The organism is Enterobacter sp. ZOR0014 (assembly GCF_000798855.1).
Lineage (GTDB): Bacteria > Pseudomonadota > Gammaproteobacteria > Enterobacterales > Enterobacteriaceae > Enterobacter > Enterobacter kobei.
The window spans coordinates 1-14917 of record NZ_JTLF01000361.1 but is presented as its reverse complement, the minus strand read 5'-3'; the positions used below and the strand labels follow the sequence as shown (position 1 = coordinate 14917).

The following is a 14917-nucleotide window of genomic DNA, read 5'->3' as shown; positions in this document are numbered from 1 at the left end:
CCCGTTGAGTGGGAGTGCAAACGGTGTTGCAGGATCCAGGCCAAAATAATAAATCTTGTATGCAATATTTTATTTTTATGTATACGATTCGATAACGAAAGGTAAAGCACGGAGTGGTGAATGAACAACGTAAATGGCCTGCAGACCGCGCCAGACCTGCATGACAAAGACGAATCCATCTTTCAGGCGCTGATGACCGCAATTGTCGAACATCAGTTGCTGCCGGGGAGCAAATTGCCGGAAGAGGCGCTGGCCGAGGTGTTTGGCGTGAGCCGTACCGGCATCCGAAAGGTGCTGCAACGACTCGCCGCTGTGCAAATGGTCACCTTAACGCCCAAACGTGGTGCACACGTCGCCAGCCCGACGGTAGAAGAGGCGCGGCACATCTTCCGCACCCGCGCGCTGCTGGAGGTCGCTAATCTGCCGGACGTGCTGGCCCACTGCCAGCCGCCGCATCTGGCAGCACTGGAGGCCATTATTCGTCAGGAGCAGCAGGCGCACGAGGCCTATGACGGCCCGGCGGCGATACGCCACTCCGCCAATTTTCACATTCAGCTACAGGCCATCTCCGGCAACCAGGTGCTGACGGAGATGGTGACCGGCCTGAGCCAGCGTTCATCGCTGGTGATTGCCACCTGGGGTGCGCCGTGGCGGCAGGGCTGTCGCTGCAACGATCACGAACAGCTGGTGGATCTGCTGCGCCAGAAGGCGCTCCAGCCGCTCAGCGAGGCCTTAATGCACCATTTTGAACATATCGTCGCCAGCCTCTGCTTCGAGCGGGCGGGCGAGTGTCTGCCTGATTTTGCCCGGCTGTTTGCCGGCCACAAGGAGTCGTAATGTCGTCTGTCTGTATACAAGTGATCAACCCCAACACCAGCCTCGCCATGACGGAAACCATCGGTGCGGCAGCCCGTGCGGTGGCTGCACCGGGAACGGAAATCCTCGCGGTCTGCCCGACCGCAGGCGTGCCGTCCATCGAAGGCCACTTTGACGAGGCCATTGCTGCCGTGGGCGTTCTCGAACAGGTCAAACTCGGCAGACAGCAGGGCGTGGATGGTCACGTTATTGCCTGCTTTGGCGACCCGGGTCTGCTGGCGGCGCGCGAGCTGGCCCAGGGGCCGGTGGTAGGGATTGCTGAAGCCGCCATGCATATGGCGACGCTGGTGGCGACGCGCTTTTCGGTGGTCACCACGCTGCCGCGCACGTTGATTATCGCCCGCCATCTGCTGCATCAGTATGGCTTTCAGGACCACTGCGCGGCGCTGCATGCCATCGATCTCCCGGTGCTGGCGCTGGAAGACGGCAGCGGCCTGGCGCAGGAAAAGGTGCGCGCGCGCTGTATACAGGCGCTGAAAGAGGATGGCTGCGGGGCCATCGTGCTGGGCTGCGGCGGCATGGCGACGCTGGCGCAGGAGCTGACGCGCGAACTGCGCGTGCCGGTTATCGACGGCGTCAGCGCGGCGGTGAAGATGGTGGAGTCGCTGGTGGTGCTGGGGCTGTCGACCAGCAAGCACGGGGATCTGGCCTTCCCGGAAAATAAAGCGTTAAGCGGACAATTTCAGGCACTGAATCCATTTTAATTTTTGGGGGTGGCAATGGGGACTTTTGAACAGGATTACCCGCGCGATCTGCGCGGTTACGCAGGCAACCCACCGCACGCGCGGTGGCCGAATCAGGCGCGCATCGCCGTGCAGTTTGTACTCAATTACGAGGAAGGAGCGGAAAACCACGTTCTGCACGGCGATGCCGGATCCGAGCAGTTCCTGTCGGACATCATCGGTGCCGCAAGCTATCCGGACAGGCACATGTCGATGGACTCGCTCTACGAATACGGCAGCCGCGCCGGGTTCTGGCGCATCCACACTGAATTTCAAAAACGCGGTCTGCCGCTGACGGTCTTTGGCGTAGCGATGGCGCTGGCGCGTCATCCGGAAATCGTCGAAGCGATTAAAGCGGCGGATTATGACGTGGTCAGCCACGGCTGGCGCTGGATCCACTATCAGCATATGGACATCGCCCAGGAACGCGAGCATCTGCATAAAGCGGTGCACGTGCTGACCGATCTGTTTGGCAAACCGCCCACAGGCTGGTACACCGGGCGCGATAGCCCCAACACGCGCCAGCTGGTCGTGGAGCATGGCGGCTTCGACTACGACAGCGACTACTATGGCGATGACTTACCCTTCTGGACGGAAGTGGCCTGTAGCGACGGGACCCGTAAACCGCACCTGATTGTGCCCTATACGCTGGATGCTAACGATATGCGCTTTGCCACCGCGCAGGGGTTTAACACCGCCGAGCAGTTTTATACGTATCTGAAGGACAGTTTTGACGTGCTGTACGAGGAGGGGGAACGCGCGCCGAAAATGATGTCTATTGGCATGCACTGCCGCCTGCTGGGGCGGCCGGGGCGTTTTCGCGCGCTGCAGCGGTTCCTGGATTACGTGCAGCAGCATGAGCAGGTGTGGGTCTGTACCCGCCAGCAGATTGCCGACCACTGGCGGCAGGTGCATCCGTTTCTGAAATAATTGTGCGATGTTTTGCCGGGTGGCGGCTGCGCCTTACCCGGCCTACAGGACGTCGCCTGCCTGGTCGCGTTATGACATCAAACTCACCTGCGCCGCCACGATCCGCCACCCACAGGCAAACCGCACCCATGTCTGCTGCTGGCGGCCGATGCGTTCGCTACCTTCACGGGTAAACTCGGTGCTGCACACGGCATAATTCTCCCCGAAGGTGGTGATGACGGTGTGACGCAACGTTCGCGCCAGCCCGGCTGACGGGCGCGCCGCACGAAAGGCGCGGATTTCTTCAATGCCGTACAGGTTTTCACCTGCCCCCAGACGCACCGTATTTTTGTCGTGCCAGAACAGTTCATCCAGCACGGTAATGTTGTTGCTCACCAGCGCATCTTCATAGCGGTAAAACGCCGCCGTCACTTCGGCTACCACCCACGGCAGGTTAATATCATCGTGATTGATCATGCCGCCACCTCCGCCGGGCGGGCATCGGTGATGCCACTCTCTTCCAGCACGCGCGCGACGCGCAGGCAGGCCTGCTCGTTAAACGGCGCGGCAATCAGCTGCAGGCCAATCGGCATACCCCGGGCGGTGCGTAGCGGAACGGTGGTCACCGGCAAACCCAGGAACGAAATCGGTTGAGTGAGCATGCCCATGCTGGCGCGAATGGGCAGCGGCTGACCGTTAATCTCCATGGTTTGCTCACCGATCCGCGTGGCGCTACGCGGCGTTGCGGGGGCGATCAGGACATCGGCTTGTTCAAACAAGGCGTTGAACGCCTGACGCGCCTGAGCGCGAAACCGCTGGGCCTGAATATACCAGGCGGAAGGGATCATCGCGCCTGCCAGAAGCCGTTCGCGGGAATGGGGTTCAAAACGCTCAGGCTCGCGGCGAAGCGCGGGCAGGTACTGGTTACCCCCTTCCGAGGCGCTGGTGATAAACGCCGCGGAGCGCGCCAGCCCGGCGTCGGGGAACTGCAGCTCCTCCTGCACGTCGAGGGCCTTCGCCACCCGCGCTACGGCGTCCCGGGCCTCCGTGTCGCACCAGGTGGTGAAGTAGCCGCCAAGCGCAGCGCAGCGCAGGCCGTCCAGACCGCGTTCGAGCAGGGGACGCGTCTCCTCGCGCGAGCGTTCTGCCTGAAAACCGTCGCGGGTATCGCGCCCCTGCAGCGCGTCGTACACCGACGCCAGATCGCACACGCGGCGGGCAAAGGGCCCGATATGATCCAGACTCGCCACAAACGGATGGCTACCGGATCGCGACAGGCGGCCAAAGGTGGGTTTCAGGCCATAAATCCCGCACAGGGATGCCGGAACGCGAATGGAGCCGTTGGTGTCGGTGCCGAGCGAAAAATGCACCAGCCCGGCGGCCACGGCGGCGGCTGAACCGCCGGACGAACCGCCCGCGATGCGCGTCAGGTCGTGCGGGTTATGCGTCGCGCCGTAGTGGCTGTTTTCGGTGGTAAAGCCGTAGGCGTAGGCATCCATATTCACCATCCCGGTCAGTAACCCGCCCGCGCTACGCAGCTGACGTACGGCAAAACTGTCAGTGGCCGCGGGAGGGCGCTGGCTGAACAGCTCGGCCCCGGCGAGGGTAGTATGCCCGGCAACGTCAAACAGGTTTTTCACCGCATAGGGCACGCCCGCCAGCGGTGGCAGGGGGCGCTTTTCGCGGCGCAGGGTGTCGATATTCGCGGCCTCGGCGAGCATGCGCGCTTTCGTCACAGTGGTCCAGGCGTTGATCTGCGGGTTCACGCGCGCTATCGCCTCCAGCGTCTGACGGGCAATCTCATGGGCGCTCAGCTCGCCCGCACTCAGCGCCTGCTGGATTGCGCTGATACTCATCTCGTGTAGCGTCATGCTTTATACACTCCTGCGATCTCCAGACGGTCATCGAGCGGCAGCGCCATCAATGGAGCGGCCATGCTGGAAATGCGGCTGAACTGTACCTGTAGCTCGGCGCGGCGGGCATCATCCAGCGTCACGCCAAGAACGGTCTCCATTTGCGCGAGATAGGCATGCCAGTCGGGTTGTTGTGTCGTCATTATTCTCTCCTCAAAATCCGGCGGCCGCGCCGTTGCTGCGCGGATCAAACGCCCCTTCAAACAGCCCGTTGGGGTGGCGAACAATCGCCCCCGCGTGGCCCATGGCTTCACTGAAGTCCGGGAAGATCTCCACGTCGTGTCCACGCGCCCTGAGCTGTGACACGGTCTCATCCGAAAAGCGTCCTTCCAGTTTTAACGTGTCCGACGTTTGTCCCCAGGTACGCCCCAGCAGCCAGCGCGGGCGAGCGATGCTCTCCTGCAGGGGCGCACCCTGGACCACATAGCGGGTAAACAGCGTGGCCTGCGTTTGCGGCTGTCCATCGCCGCCCATCGAGCCATAGACCATCACGCGCCCGTCCTTGAGGCGCGCCGCCGTCGGGTTCAGGGTGTGGAAAGGCTGTTTGCCCGGCGCGAGGGCCAGAAGATGACTGGGGTCGAGACTGAACGATGCGCCCCGGTTCTGCCAGACGATGCCGGTATCGGGCAGTACCACGCCGCTGCCAAATTCGTGATAAATACTCTGGATAAACGACACGGCAAGCCCGCTGTTATCCATCACGCCCATCCACACCGTATCGCCGGGACCTTTGCCGGTGCCCCACGGCGCGGCACGGCTGTCGTCAACCCTGTCGGCAAGCGCCTGAAGGGCGGTGGGTGCCAGCAGTGCCTGAATATCCGTTTTCAGCTCGCGCGGATCGGTAATGTGCGCATCGCGCAGGCCAAAGGCCAGCTTGGTGGCTTCAACAATACGGTGAATCGTCCCCGCATCGTCAGCCTCCGCCATATTCAGGCGGTCTGTGATGCCGAGTATCGCCAGCGACACCAGCCCCTGCGTCGGCGGGGCGTGGTTATAAATTTCTCCCTGCTGATGCTGCAACTTCAGCGGCGTGGTGCGCCGGGCGACGTGGGCGTGTAGATCGGCCAGCGTGACCGGCAGGCCCAGCGTCTCCATACCCTGCGCCAGCACCTCCGCCAGCGGGCCGCGATAAAAACTGTCCAGACCGTCTTCCACCAGGCGCGAAAGGGTCGTGGCCATGGCGGGCTGGTAAAAACGGCTCCCGACCGGCGGTGGCTTGCCGTCCACCAGCCAGGTTTCGGCAAAGCCGGGAACGTCCTTTAGCTCGTCAAATTTACTGGCGGTGGCATGCGCCTGTGATGCCGTGACCGGGGTACCGTTTTGCGCGTACTCAATGGCGTCGGCCAGCAGGCGGGACAGCGGCAGCGCCTTGCCCGTCATCTCGCGCGAGACCTTCAGCGCCTCGTCCCAACCGCTCACCGTGCCGGCAACGGTCAGCGCCGCCTGAGGGCCGCGATGGGGGATATGCGGGAGCCCGTCGTAGGCCGCGAGCGTCGCGCGCGATCCCGCCGCACCGCTGGCATCAATGGCGATCGGATCCCCTTCCGGCGGCACGATAAGCCAGAAGCCATCGCCACCCAGCCCGTTCATGTGCGGGTAAACTACGGCAATGGTGGCCGCCGCCGCGACCATGGCTTCTATCGCGCTGCCGCCTTCGCGCAGGACGGCCAGCGCACTCTGGCTGGCAAGGTGGTGGGGGGCAACAGCCATCCCGTGTGTGGAGACATTACTTTGCATGAAGCGTCCTCATAACCCTGAAAGTCACAAGGTGCTGCAAAAGCTGTTCCAGTTCTGAATAAAAAGTTTCATGCCAGTTGCCGCAGAAGCTGGCATGCTTAATGAATAGTGAGTATGAGATGAAACAAACGTTACAGAGGCGTTATGGAACAGCTTGATGAACGACTGAAAGCGCAATACCCGTCACTGTCGCCGCAGGAGCAGCGGGTGGCGGATTTTATTTTCGATCATTTTGACGACCTTATTAGCTATAACAGTGCCGAGCTGGCGCAGCTGAGCGGGGTATCGAAAGCCACGGTGAGCCGTCTGTTCAAGCGTCTGGGCTATGAGAAGTATAAAGAGATGCGTGACGAGCTGCGCACCCTGCGTCAGAGCGGGATGCCGCTTACCGATAACCGCGACGCGGTGCAGGGCAACACGCTACTGGCGCGCCATTATAAGCAGGAGATGGCGAACCTGACCCAGTGGGTCAATGCTCTCGATGCTCAGCAGTTTGCTGACGCCATGGCCTGCATGGTGAAGGCGCGGCGCATTGTCATTATTGGCATGCGTAACGCCTATCCCGCGGCGCTCCACCTGCGCCAGCAGCTGCTGCAGGCGCGGGGTCAGGTGCTGGTGCTCCCTCAGCCAGGCCAGAGCCTGAGCGAAGAACTGGTGGATTTAACCCCTGACGATCTGGTGGTGATGATGGCCTTTCGCCGCCGTCCGCGCATTATCCGCCCGCTGATGCAGCAACTTCAGAGTAGCGGTATTCCGGTGCTGCTGATGTGCGAGCCGCAGGCGCACAGCCTGTTTCCACTGGCGAGTTGGCAGCTCTGCGCCCCGCTGGACAGCGTCTCGGCCTATGACAGCTATTCCTCTGTCAACAGCCTGATCAACCTGCTGGCGAATGCCTTCCTGCATGACAGTCTCGATAAAGGCCGTCCGCGCATTCACGAGATTGCTTCCCTTTATCAGCAACTGGACGAACTCGAACAACGATAATGGGGCGTCAGACTGGTGCTTTGCATTGAAATGGTGCAACGTGGCGGGGCGTGAACATCCTCAATTTTTCGCTCCGTCCGCGTTTTATCAGGCTTTATAAGAATATCCCCCGTTTCGCCTCACCTGGCACATTAGTTGCAAAATCACATTCAAAGAATCTTTTGTTTCATGTTAACGTTACGGGGAAGCACCATGAAAAAACTGTTGATTGCACTGGCCGGGGCCGCATGCCTCTTCACACAACTGCCTGCAAAGGCTGACCAGCTTCAGGATATCGAGAAGCGCGGCACCCTCCGCATTGCCGTGCCGCAGGACTTCCCGCCGTTTGGCTCGGTGGGGACCGACCTGCAGCCGCAGGGCTACGACATTGACATGGCACGCTATCTGGCGAAACAGATGAAGCTCAAGCTGCAGCTCGTGCCGGTGACCAGCGCCAACCGTGTGCCGTATCTGCAAACCGATAAGGTGGATCTGGTCATCTCCAGCCTCGGGAAAAACCCGGAGCGCGAGAAGGTGATTGATTTTAGCCGCGCCTACGCGCCGTTCTTCCTTGGCGTGTTTGGCCCGAAAGGGGCCGAGCTGAAAGATGCCGCCGGGCTGAGCGGAAAAACTATCGGCGTGACGCGCGGGGCGGTGGAGGACATGGTACTCACCAGCCTGGCGCCGAAAGATGCCAACGTGAAACGTTACGAAGACAATAACACCACGCTCTCTGCATACCTTTCCGGACAGGTGCAGTACGTGGCGACTGGCAACCTCGTGGTGGCGGCGATTTCCCGCCAGAATGCCGATAAGGCCCCGGTGCCGAGCTTTATGCTGAAAGATTCACCGTGCTTTATCGGCCTGAAGAAAAACGAACCGGCTCTGAAGGCAAAAGTGGATGCGCTGATTGAGCAGGGCATTAAGGACGGCACGCTGAACGGTCTGTCTGAGCAATGGCTGAAGGCCCCGCTGCCGGCAAACCTTGGCGCCTGAGCCGATGACTGAGCAACTTCATTTCTCTGAACTGTGGCCGCACTTGCCGGCGCTGCTGGCGGGATTGTGGGTCACCATCCAGCTGACGGTGATGGCGACCGTCGGCGGGCTGGCGATAGGGATTTTCGGGGCGGCGATCCGCAGCGGACGCCCAACGTGGTACAGCCGGATCTGGGGCGGTTACGTGGAGATTATCCGCAACACGCCGTTTGTGGTGCAGCTATTTTTCATCGTCTTCGGCCTGCCGAATCTGGGCCTGAAGATGACGGCGGGGGAAGCGGCGCTGCTGGCGATGGTGGTGAACCTTGGCGCCTACAGCACGGAGATTATCCGCGCGGGCATTCAGGTAACGCCGAGAGGGCAGTGGGAGGCCGGACGCGTGCTGGGGCTGACCCGCCTGCAGACCTTTATTCGCGTGGTGCTGCCGCCCGCGCTGCAACGTATTTATCCGGCACTGGTGAGCCAGTGCATCATCGTGATGCTCGGCTCGTCGGTGGTGTCGCAGGTCTCGTATGAAGAGCTGACCTTCGCCGCCAACCTGATCCAGTCCAGAACGTTTTTGAGCTTTGAGGTCTATCTGGTGACAACCGGTATCTACTTAGCGCTGTCGATTACCCTGCGCCAGCTGATGATGGCGGCTGGACGGAAATGGCTGGGGGTGCAGGCATGATGACCACCTTTACCGACTGGGACATTATTCGCAACCTGCTGCTGGCCGGACGCTGGACGGTGCTGCTGTCGCTGGTGGCGTTTGTCGGCGGGGCGGTGGTGACGCTACCGCTCCTGCTGCTGCGCCTGACCGGCGGGCGCACGGTGAAGCGCATCATCCGCGGCTATATCGAGCTGTTTCAGGGGACGCCCCTGCTGATGCAGCTGTTCCTGGCCTTCTTTGGCGTGGCGCTGTTCGGCATCGACGTTTCGCCGTGGACCGCCGCCTCGCTGGCGTTAACCTTCTACACCAGCGCGTTTCTGCTCGATATTTGGTTCGGTAGCATCCGTGCGCTGCCGAAAGGGCAGTGGGAAGCCTCGCGCTGTCTGGGACTGACCTTCGGCCAGACCCTGTTTCGCGTGGTCGCCCCTCAGGCATTGCGCATCGGCATCGCCCCGACGGTCGGCTTTGCCGTGCAGGTGATCAAAGGTACCGCACTGGCGTCGATTATCGGCTTTATCGAGCTGACCAAGGCCGGGACCATGCTGACCAACGTGACCTATCAGCCGTTCAAAGTCTTTGCGCTGGTGGCGCTGGGCTACTTCATTCTGTGTTATCCGCTGTCGCGCTACAGCCGCTATCTGGAGACGAAATTCAATGCCTCTCATCACCATTAATCAGGTGCAGAAGTACTACGGTGATAACCACGTGCTCAAGGGTGTCGATCTGGATATCGACATGGGCCAGGTGATCTCCATTATCGGGCGCAGCGGATCGGGAAAAAGCACGCTGCTGCGCTGTATCAACGGCCTGGAGGGCTATCAGGACGGGAGCATTAAGCTCGGCGGCATGACCATTACCGACCGGGATTCCCAGGCGCGTGAAATCAGCCGCTCGGTGGGGATGGTGTTCCAGAGCTTCAACCTGTTCCCGCACATGACGGCGCTGGAAAACGTCATGCTCGCCCCGCGTCGGGTGCTGAAGAAAAGTGCTGCCGAATGCCGGGAGCTGGCGCAGCGCATGCTGGAGAAAGTGGGCTTAGGCGATCGTCTGGATTACTACCCGTCGAGCCTCTCCGGCGGCCAGCAGCAGCGCGTGGCGATTGCCCGCGCGCTGGCGATGTCGCCTAAAGTTTTACTCTGTGACGAGATCACCTCCGCGCTTGACCCGGAGCTGGTGGGCGAAGTGCTCAAGGTACTGGAGCAGCTGGCCGCCGAGGGGATGACCCTGATTCTCGTGACGCACGAAATGAATTTTGCCCGCGAAGTGGGCGACCGCGTGGTGTTTATGCACCAGGGGAAAGTCTGGGAGCAGGGCGACAGCAAAACGCTGTTCGCCAACCCGCAGACCACGGAACTGAAGCAGTTCATCTCCTCCGTGCGCGGCCTCAACTGATAAGGACTGACTCATGGATATCGCACATTTTCCGCAAATTAACCCGCCGCAGCGTCTGCTGATGGGGCCGGGGCCGATCAACGCCGACCCGCGCGTGCTGCGCGCTATGTCGAGCCAGCTGATTGGTCAGTACGATCCGGCCATGACCCACTACATGAACGAGGTGATGGCGCTCTATCGCGGCGTATTCCGCACTGAAAATCGCTGGACGATGCTGGTCGACGGTACCTCCCGGGCGGGGATTGAAGCGATACTGGTTTCCGCCATTCGCCCGGGGGATAAAGTGCTGGTTCCGGTCTTTGGACGCTTTGGTCACCTGCTGTGCGAAATTGCCCGCCGCTGTCGGGCGGAGGTGCATACCATCGAGGTGCCGTGGGGCGAGGTGTTCACCCCGGACCAGGTGGAGGATGCGATTAAGCGTATTCGTCCTCGCCTGCTGCTCACCGTACAGGGCGACACCTCCACCACCATGCTGCAGCCGCTCGCGGAGCTTAGCGCTATTTGCCGCCGCTACGACGTGCTGTTTTACACCGACGCCACCGCGTCGCTCGGCGGCAACGCGCTGGAGACCGACGCCTGGGGGCTGGATGCCGTTTCGGCCGGGATGCAGAAGTGTCTCGGCGGGCCATCGGGTACTTCGCCAGTCACCCTGAGTACGCGGATGGAGGAGGCGATCCGCCGCCGCAAGTGCGTTGAGGCGGGCATTCGCACCGACGCCCACCGCGACGGCGACGAGGAGATGATCTACTCCAACTACTTCGATCTTGGCATGGTGATGGACTACTGGGGGCCGGAACGGCTGAATCACCATACCGAAGCTACCACCGCGCTGTTTGGTGCCCGCGAATGCGCGCGGCTGATCCTGCAGGAAGGGCTGGATAACGGCATTGCCCGCCACAAGCTGCACGGCGATGCGCTCCTGAAGGGCATTCAGGCGATGGGGCTGGAGACCTTCGGCGACCTGAAGCACAAGATGAATAACGTGCTGGGCGTGGTGATTCCACAGGGCGTCAACGGCGACGAGGTGCGTAAGCTGATGCTGGAGGATTTCGGGATTGAAATCGGCACCTCGTTTGGCCCGCTGCACGGTAAAGTGTGGCGCATTGGCACCATGGGTTATAACGCACGTAAGGATTGCGTGATGACCACCCTGAGCGCGCTGGAGTCGGTGCTGAACTACCTGAAATTCACCACCACGCAGGGGGCCGCCATGCAGGCCGCGTGGGACCACTATCGCCGCGAGACGCCGCAATGAGCCCGGCGGCAGAACGGGTGATGGCGCGCGCCGATGCGCTGGCCGCCATCAGCGAAACGCCGGATGCGCTGACCCGGGTCTACCTCTCGGCGCAGCATCTGCAGGCCAACCAGCTGGTCGGGCAGTGGATGAGCCAGGCGGGGATGACCGTCTGGCAGGACAGCGTGGGCAATATCTGTGGACGCTATGAAGGTGCTCAGGAAGGGGCGCAGGCGGTGCTGCTCGGTTCGCATCTGGATACCGTGCGCAATGCGGGGCGCTACGACGGTATGCTCGGGGTGCTCACCGCGATTGAAGTGGTGGACAGCCTGCACCAGCAGGGCCTGCACCTGGCGCAGGCCATTGAGATTGTCGGTTTTTGCGATGAAGAGGGCACCCGTTTCGGCATTACGCTGTTAGGCAGCCGGGGGCTGACGGGCACCTGGCCGCAGGACTGGCTGGAAAAAACCGACGCCAGCGGCATCAGCGTGGCGCAGGCAATGGTGCAGGTGGGGCTCGATCCCGGCCGCGTGTCGCATGCTGCACGCCGTCCCGAGGATTTCAGCGCCTACCTGGAGCTGCACATTGAACAGGGGCCGTGCCTTGAGCAGGACGGTCTCGCGCTCGGCGTGGTGGAAGCCATCAACGGCGCGCGTCGCCTGAATTGCCGTTTCACCGGCGAGGCCGGGCACGCGGGAACCGTGCCGATGAACCATCGTAAGGACGCGCTGGCCGCCGCTGCCGAATGGATGGTTCTCATCGAAAATACCACCCGGCAGCAGGGCGGCAATCGGGTGGCGACGGTCGGGGAGCTGCGCTGCCTGCCCGGTGCGGTAAACGTGATCCCCGGCGAGGTTCAGCTCTCGCTGGATATCCGCGGTCCGCAGGATGCGCCGCTGGATCGGTTGCTGGCCGAATTGCTGGAAAATGCGCAGGCAATCGCGTCGCGACGCGGACTGCAGTTCAGCGCCGAGGAGTTTTACCGCATCGCCGCCACACCGTGCGATATCCACCTGCAAAACGTGTTAGGGGAGGCCGTCGAATCGGTGCAGGGGCGTTCACTGTCGCTGCCCAGCGGCGCGGGCCATGATGCGATAGCCATCGCGGAACGCTGGCCGGTAGGGATGCTGTTTGTGCGCTGCAAGGGGGGCGTCAGCCACCACCCGGCAGAGTCGGTGATGGCTGAGGATGTCGCGCTGGCGATTGAGGCGTTTTCGCGAGCGGTGATCCAGCTGGCGAACCGTGTTACTCCAGCCCCAGCGTATATTGCGCGATCTTGAAGTAGATAATCAGCCCGGTACCGTCGATAAGCGTCGCGATAAACGGCGCGGAGACGACCGCCGGGTCAATGCCGCAGCGTTTGAGCACCATCGGAATCACGGACGACACAATCGCGCTCCACAGCGTTATGCACACCAGCGTCAGGCTGACGATAAGCGTGATTTCCAGCCCAATCCCCATCATCCACGCGCGGATACACCCGGCAATCCCGAGCGTCACGGCAATCATCAGCGAAGTGGTCATCTCTTTTCGCAGCACGCGCCCGACGTCGCGAAGATGCACCTCTCCCAGCGCCATGGCGCGCACCAGCGTGGAGGTGATCTGCGTTCCGCTGTTGCCGCCCGTGCCGATCAGCAGCGGAATAAAGAACGCCAGCGCAATGGCGGACTCCAGCGCCTCTTCGAAGTGCTGGATCACCGAACTGGTGTAGGCTTCCGCGACAAACAGCAGCAGGAGCCAGACGGAGCGTTTCTTCCACAGGCTGAAGGCGCTGGTTTCCAGATAGGGCTTTTCCAGCGGCAGCGTCGCCCCCTGAAGCTGAGCGTCTTCGGTGACGTCATCTTCCAGCAGATGGGCGATTTCGCGCTCGGTCAGGCAGCCGACGAGCTTGCCGTGGGTGACCACCGGCACCACGTCCGCGCCGCCGTGCGCCAGCTGGCCGGCAACATCGGCACGTTCATCCTCCGGTTTGACCTGTAAAAACTGCGAGATCATCAGCGATTTCACCGGCTGTAGCGTATCGGCGGTTTGCAGCAATTTACGCACCGCAATCATGCCCGCCAGGCGGCCATTGTCTTCAATAAAAATATGCGATGGAATATCGTCGTCTTTTAATTTTGCGAAGAATTGCTCGCGCGCCAGCGCCACGCATAATGCAATATCAAGGACGATAAAATCGGTATTCATATATTGCGCGATGGCGCTGTCATTGAATGCCGGGTTTTGATTGTGAATAGCGTAAGACATAGTGAATTCCCTTTGAATAAAAATATCTCTCAGGGGCGAGCAAGACAGGGCATGTCGAAGAGGAGATCCCCACGTCCTGGGTTCAGCACTGTACACCGTATCCCGCAAGGGAAGTTATACTGACAAAGCCTTGATTCGACAGTGCCTGTTTTACCCTGTGTTGGTTCTCTCGAACCCACCAGAGCGATAACGTGTATTTGTACAGGAGCCTCGCCATAACGAGATCGTTGTAAAACGTGAGGGATAATACGCATATTTAATTTTACCGCTCAGGATTTTAAATAATGTTTAAGAACGGTTTAGAAGAATTTTATTAATACGATGTTGAGGATTTATTTAAGGTTATTCATTTTAAATAAAAGATTAAATCATCACGAGGATGGGGTAAATGGCGTGGTTTGATCATCTGCTTACTCATTTTGCGCTCTATCCGGCACATCTGTTTGCGTTGTTATTCGTGATGGCGCTGGGTAAATCGACGGTACTGATCTCCTCCGTGCTGCCACCCGCCTCGCTGATGCTGCTGGCGGGCATCGGCGTCAGCCAGGGGAGCATGCATCCTGGGCTCGCATGGCTTGCCGTGGTTATGGGGGCAACGGTGGGATCGGTGCTGAATTACCATATCGGCCAGCTGATGGGACACACCCGGCTGGTCACGCGTTTCACGTCTAAGCATGTCGACAGGTTTTTGAGAGTGCAGCATCAGCTGCAAAAGAACGGTGAAATTGCGCTGTTTACGTCGCGCTTTCTGGCGGTATTGCGTTATATCGTGCCGCTGGCAGCGGGGATGCTCAGGCTAAGCGCCGTGAAGGTCTACGCCGTCAGCCTGCTTTCTGCCTGCGCGTGGGCGGCGCTGTATGTTGGCATCGTCGCTGGTATCAGCGTCTGAATCGGCGAGTAAGGTATTCATCAGATTGAGAAATGCTTCCCGGAAAATTGTCACGAATCTGTCACACTGAATGCGACATTTTAAAACGAGTGAGGAATTAGGGATGAGAAAAGCACTACTCGCGCTGGCAGTCGCCGGTTCCATTTCAGCAACGTTTGGCGTGCAGGCACAAGAGACGCCGGAAGGGTATCAGCTGGAGCAAGTTTTAATCATGAGTCGCCATAACCTGCGCGCACCGCTCGCCAACAACGGCAGCGTGCTGGAGCAGTCCACGCCGAAACAGTGGCCGGAGTGGGAGGTACCGGGTGGTCAGCTCACCACCAAAGGCGGCGTGCTGGAAGTCTATATGGGTCATTATATGCGCGAGTGGCTGGCGCAGCAGGGGAT

The 14917-nt window shown here is 60.6% G+C and carries 16 protein-coding genes, 1 pseudogene and 1 riboswitch; of the genes and pseudogenes, 12 read left to right on the top strand and 5 right to left on the bottom strand.

Going from position 1 to position 14917, the window contains the following annotated elements:
• Positions 1-120: 120 nt before the first annotated feature.
• The 3 genes and pseudogenes from L977_RS20500 to puuE all read left to right on the top strand — a co-directional run bounded on the left by L977_RS20500 (position 121) and on the right by puuE (position 2528).
• On the top strand, positions 121-837 hold the full coding sequence (locus L977_RS20500) for a GntR family transcriptional regulator (RefSeq protein ID WP_014883286.1): 717 nt from the start codon (positions 121-123) through the stop codon (positions 835-837).
• Positions 837-1708: pseudogene (locus tag L977_RS20495) on the top strand (aspartate/glutamate racemase family protein); the annotation flags it as partial. The gene L977_RS20500 and the pseudogene L977_RS20495, both read left to right, overlap by 1 nt.
• Positions 1629-2528: an allantoinase PuuE gene (puuE, locus tag L977_RS20490; protein WP_231104125.1), complete on the top strand. Its 900-nt coding sequence runs from the start codon at positions 1629-1631 to the stop codon at positions 2526-2528. The pseudogene L977_RS20495 and the gene puuE, both read left to right, overlap by 80 nt.
• 69 nt (positions 2529-2597) lie before the next feature.
• Here puuE and hpxZ read toward each other — a convergent pair whose 3' ends face one another.
• The 4 genes from hpxZ to hpxW are packed head-to-tail and all read right to left on the bottom strand — an operon-like array spanning position 2598 to position 6157.
• The gene (hpxZ, locus tag L977_RS20485) at positions 2598-2984 is read right to left on the bottom strand and encodes an oxalurate catabolism protein HpxZ (RefSeq protein ID WP_047626838.1); all 387 of its coding nucleotides are present in this window, start codon (positions 2982-2984) and stop codon (positions 2598-2600) included.
• Positions 2981-4378: an AtzE family amidohydrolase gene (locus L977_RS20480; RefSeq protein ID WP_047366069.1), complete on the bottom strand. Its 1398-nt coding sequence runs from the start codon at positions 4376-4378 to the stop codon at positions 2981-2983. Before L977_RS20480 ends, hpxZ begins: the two co-directional genes overlap by 4 nt.
• On the bottom strand, positions 4375-4563 hold the full coding sequence (hpxX, locus tag L977_RS20475; protein ID WP_047626837.1) for an oxalurate catabolism protein HpxX: 189 nt from the start codon (positions 4561-4563) through the stop codon (positions 4375-4377). Before hpxX ends, L977_RS20480 begins: the two co-directional genes overlap by 4 nt.
• A 10-nt stretch (positions 4564-4573) precedes the next feature.
• Complete coding sequence (hpxW, locus tag L977_RS20470; RefSeq protein WP_047626836.1) at positions 4574-6157, bottom strand: oxamate amidohydrolase; 1584 nt, start codon at positions 6155-6157, stop codon at positions 4574-4576.
• A gap of 144 nt (positions 6158-6301) precedes the next feature.
• Between hpxW and hpxU the strand changes: the two genes are divergently transcribed.
• From hpxU to hpxK, 7 genes are all read left to right on the top strand, one after another.
• Positions 6302-7141 (top strand): MurR/RpiR family transcriptional regulator HpxU, encoded by an 840-nt coding sequence (hpxU, locus tag L977_RS20465; protein WP_014883293.1) that lies wholly within the window; start codon positions 6302-6304, stop codon positions 7139-7141.
• A 192-nt stretch (positions 7142-7333) separates the two neighbouring features.
• Positions 7334-8116, top strand: a complete 783-nt coding sequence (locus tag L977_RS20460; RefSeq protein ID WP_014883294.1) for a transporter substrate-binding domain-containing protein — start codon at positions 7334-7336, stop codon at positions 8114-8116.
• 4 nt (positions 8117-8120) lie between these two features.
• Positions 8121-8786, top strand: a complete 666-nt coding sequence (locus L977_RS20455) for an amino acid ABC transporter permease (RefSeq protein ID WP_047626844.1) — start codon at positions 8121-8123, stop codon at positions 8784-8786.
• Positions 8786-9442 carry an amino acid ABC transporter permease gene (locus L977_RS20450; RefSeq protein ID WP_049008460.1) on the top strand — a complete coding sequence of 219 codons (657 nt, stop codon included), beginning with the start codon at positions 8786-8788 and terminating at the stop codon, positions 9440-9442. The genes L977_RS20455 and L977_RS20450 overlap by 1 nt, the downstream gene beginning before the upstream one ends.
• Positions 9423-10160: an amino acid ABC transporter ATP-binding protein gene (locus tag L977_RS20445; RefSeq protein ID WP_008499843.1), complete on the top strand. Its 738-nt coding sequence runs from the start codon at positions 9423-9425 to the stop codon at positions 10158-10160. The genes L977_RS20450 and L977_RS20445 overlap by 20 nt, the downstream gene beginning before the upstream one ends.
• Before the next feature lie 13 nt (positions 10161-10173).
• Positions 10174-11415 (top strand): pyridoxal-phosphate-dependent aminotransferase family protein, encoded by a 1242-nt coding sequence (locus L977_RS20440; protein ID WP_047626835.1) that lies wholly within the window; start codon positions 10174-10176, stop codon positions 11413-11415.
• Complete coding sequence (hpxK, locus tag L977_RS20435) at positions 11412-12674, top strand: allantoate amidohydrolase (RefSeq protein WP_052192663.1); 1263 nt, start codon at positions 11412-11414, stop codon at positions 12672-12674. Before L977_RS20440 ends, hpxK begins: the two co-directional genes overlap by 4 nt.
• Here hpxK and L977_RS20430 read toward each other — a convergent pair.
• On the bottom strand, positions 12640-13641 hold the full coding sequence (locus tag L977_RS20430; RefSeq protein WP_014883298.1) for a magnesium transporter: 1002 nt from the start codon (positions 13639-13641) through the stop codon (positions 12640-12642). The genes hpxK and L977_RS20430 overlap by 35 nt on opposite strands.
• A gap of 60 nt (positions 13642-13701) precedes the next feature.
• Positions 13702-13871, bottom strand: a riboswitch (M-box (ykoK) riboswitch).
• Positions 13872-14029: 158 nt separating this feature from the next.
• Between L977_RS20430 and L977_RS20425 the strand changes: the two genes are divergently transcribed.
• A complete protein-coding gene (locus tag L977_RS20425; RefSeq protein WP_047626834.1) occupies positions 14030-14530 on the top strand; it encodes a DedA family protein in 501 nt (166 codons plus the stop codon).
• Between the two features lie 103 nt (positions 14531-14633).
• Positions 14634-14917: histidine-type phosphatase (locus L977_RS20420; protein WP_047626842.1), on the top strand; the 284-nt coding region annotated here is incomplete at its 3' end.

Bases quoted from the DNA above. Each gene is read 5' to 3' on its own strand.
- L977_RS20500 (WP_014883286.1), top strand. From the start codon at position 121: ATGAACAACGTAAATGGCCTGCAGACCGCGCCAGACCTGCATGACAAA.
- hpxZ (WP_047626838.1), bottom strand. From the start codon at position 2,984: ATGATCAATCACGATGATATTAACCTGCCGTGGGTGGTAGCCGAAGTG.
- L977_RS20480 (WP_047366069.1), bottom strand. From the start codon at position 4,378: ATGACGCTACACGAGATGAGTATCAGCGCAATCCAGCAGGCGCTGAGT.
- hpxX (WP_047626837.1), bottom strand. From the start codon at position 4,563: ATGACGACACAACAACCCGACTGGCATGCCTATCTCGCGCAAATGGAG.
- hpxW (WP_047626836.1), bottom strand. From the start codon at position 6,157: ATGCAAAGTAATGTCTCCACACACGGGATGGCTGTTGCCCCCCACCAC.
- hpxU (WP_014883293.1), top strand. From the start codon at position 6,302: ATGGAACAGCTTGATGAACGACTGAAAGCGCAATACCCGTCACTGTCG.
- L977_RS20460 (WP_014883294.1), top strand. From the start codon at position 7,334: ATGAAAAAACTGTTGATTGCACTGGCCGGGGCCGCATGCCTCTTCACA.
- L977_RS20455 (WP_047626844.1), top strand. From the start codon at position 8,121: ATGACTGAGCAACTTCATTTCTCTGAACTGTGGCCGCACTTGCCGGCG.
- L977_RS20450 (WP_049008460.1), top strand. From the start codon at position 8,786: ATGACCACCTTTACCGACTGGGACATTATTCGCAACCTGCTGCTGGCC.
- L977_RS20445 (WP_008499843.1), top strand. From the start codon at position 9,423: ATGCCTCTCATCACCATTAATCAGGTGCAGAAGTACTACGGTGATAAC.
- L977_RS20440 (WP_047626835.1), top strand. From the start codon at position 10,174: ATGGATATCGCACATTTTCCGCAAATTAACCCGCCGCAGCGTCTGCTG.
- hpxK (WP_052192663.1), top strand. From the start codon at position 11,412: ATGAGCCCGGCGGCAGAACGGGTGATGGCGCGCGCCGATGCGCTGGCC.
- L977_RS20430 (WP_014883298.1), bottom strand. From the start codon at position 13,641: ATGTCTTACGCTATTCACAATCAAAACCCGGCATTCAATGACAGCGCC.
- L977_RS20425 (WP_047626834.1), top strand. From the start codon at position 14,030: ATGGCGTGGTTTGATCATCTGCTTACTCATTTTGCGCTCTATCCGGCA.